Source organism: Methylibium rhizosphaerae, from assembly GCF_006386545.1.
GTDB lineage: Bacteria > Pseudomonadota > Gammaproteobacteria > Burkholderiales > Burkholderiaceae_C > Pseudorivibacter > Pseudorivibacter rhizosphaerae.
In genome coordinates this window covers 1-1,697 of sequence record NZ_SWAR01000107.1, presented here as the reverse complement: position 1 = coordinate 1,697, position 1,697 = coordinate 1, and the positions used below count along the sequence as shown (strand labels likewise).

Annotated in this window: 2 protein-coding genes and 1 pseudogene; all 3 read right to left on the bottom strand. The window is 57.2% G+C overall.

Annotated elements, in window-relative coordinates; translation table 11 throughout:
• Positions 1-19: 19 nt before the first annotated feature.
• Positions 20-655, bottom strand: coding sequence for a hypothetical protein (locus tag E8D38_RS27545; protein WP_140637468.1), 636 nt, complete (start codon positions 653-655; stop codon positions 20-22).
• Positions 656-661: 6 nt separating this feature from the next.
• Complete coding sequence (locus E8D38_RS27540) at positions 662-1,555, bottom strand: AAA family ATPase (protein ID WP_181179543.1); 894 nt, start codon at positions 1,553-1,555, stop codon at positions 662-664.
• A gap of 19 nt (positions 1,556-1,574) precedes the next feature.
• Positions 1,575-1,697 (bottom strand): annotated as a pseudogene (locus E8D38_RS27535) (IS630 family transposase); the annotation flags it as partial.

The following is a 1,697-nucleotide window of genomic DNA, read 5'->3' as shown; positions in this document are numbered from 1 at the left end:
AGTACAACGAGCAGCGCCCTCACGACGCCCTGGGCGGCCTGCCTCCAAGGCTGTTCATGCCCAGGCTCACAACCGCCGCAGACTCCAGTTCCGGGATGTCTACTTGACGGGGGAGCTTACGGGGGCGCCATTTCTTTGCAACGAATTCACACAGGCGCAAGTTATAGGCGCGGCCAATACGTGGATACAGCGCGTCGTAGTTCCGTGGCACCAAGTCTGCCTTCAACTCGGAACCAGCATGCGCTCGGGCAAGTTCTAGGAGCGAGCGCTTTGGATCAGCGAGTTGGTCAGGACGCTTCGGTACATTGTTAGGCGCCGCACCGATGAAGCTCGCAACCCGCTTTTGATCAGCAAGCACCCACGCCTCAATCTCTCGCACAGCCACTCTCAAGAGAAATCCTGCCTGCGGAGGAAGTCGTCCCCAACCACCGAGCAGCGTCGGTGCACAGTCGTCGTTGTCTAGGTCCACGCCAACAAAGACCGGCATCACCTGCGCCAAAGCCGCGTAAGCCCTGAGTTCGCGCTGCACGTTGCCGCGACCACTCTTCACATCTGTCCGGGCCACGCTGTATGCGGGAAGCACCTCGCTGATGCACTTGTGAAGGACTGCTTGAGTCAGAAGATCCTCAGCTACCACAGCAATCTTTTTGACCATGACGACTCACATCGAGGCCAGTGAATCAATTGTCTGGGGCGTGGCGTGAGGGAGGATCGCTTCGCCAAGCCCAAGGCCACCGGACACCAGCTGCTCGACGTCCTCCAGCTTGTCCGCCGATCGGATCGTCGTGGCCTCCTGCGACGGTTCGAGCAGGATCACCTCATCTAAAGCGATTCCCCGGTCTGACAGCAGATCGCTGCTGTGCGTCGTGACGAGAACTTGCCCTTTTCCCTGAAGCTTGTAAATGAATGGAGCCAGCAGGCCGACTATTCTCTTGTTAAGCGACAGTTCAGGCTCTTCAAGTAGCAGGAGTCCCGGATCTTCTTGAAGAACCCAGAACAGCCCGATCAAGCGAAGCGTCCCGTCAGAGAACTGGTCCTCCCGCTGCCATGCACCATTGACGCGCCAGTGCGAGTACTTCGCCTTCAGGTGCGGCTTGCCGCTTATCTGGTCTCTCTCGAACTGAAGCTCCTCAAGTTGAGGAACCGCTTTCTGCAGCACGGCCTGGATGCGATTGAGCCGCCTCGCCCTCTTTTTCTCCCCGGTGGCGGCGATCCTCTCCAAGAACGCCTGACCAAACGGATCGTTCTCCAGGAACTTCCCTTGAATGCCTTCTGCATACTTGAGCAACTGAGGGACAAGGTGAAGGTAGACGACACCCGCGAAGAAATCGGAGATATCGCGGAAACTCACATTGCTATTGACCTGTTCTAAGCTTGTCTGCGTGAGCCGCTCTGCGTCGACTTGGTCATGTTTGTCGGGCCGCTTCAGCAGTTCCTCTTCGTCCTTGTAGACCTCTTCTCGCTTTACGAGAGGACGACGCTTGCCGGCCGATTCCTGGGTGATTTCGAGTAAGTACCGCCACTTGGAACCTCCGTCCGTCAAAGTGACGTCCACAAGAATGTTCGGATCCCTTCTAGTGTCCTGTCCCGCTGATAGCTGAGCAAAGTCGGTGCAGTTTTTCGAGAATCGAATCGGCAGTTGCAGTCCAGCGAAACGGCTCGCAGTTGCTGTTGTGGTGCGAGACGAAGTGATCGAT